We start from the raw sequence: 269 nt of genomic DNA on the forward strand, positions 1-269 counted from the left end.
GAAGAGGCCGTCTCCAGGCGCATTGCCATCGCTTTCTCGTCCTCTTCGTGATCTAAGAATACATCGTTTGCCAGCACCGGCATGCCGAGCTCTTTGGCTACAGAGGGGACGACAGAGTGAGGCGTGGTTCGGCTGTCTACATCCTGACTTTTGTGCTCGCCTTCCAACTGTGGTTGGAAAAAGTCCCTCGTTCTCAAGGAAAGGTATGGGCCTTTGCCGTGGGCGAGGCGATCGTCGTCGCTGCTGTCATAGCTTTGACGTTCCGCTAC

1 protein-coding gene is annotated in these 269 nt (G+C 55.8%); it reads right to left on the reverse strand.

The annotated features are described in order from the left end of the window. The coding region (locus EZM41_RS07110) for a divergent polysaccharide deacetylase family protein (protein WP_198470428.1) at positions 1 to 269 on the reverse strand (269 nt) is incomplete at both ends.

The organism is Acetomicrobium sp. S15 = DSM 107314, from assembly GCF_016125955.1.
Classification (GTDB): domain Bacteria; phylum Synergistota; class Synergistia; order Synergistales; family Thermosynergistaceae; genus Thermosynergistes; species Thermosynergistes pyruvativorans.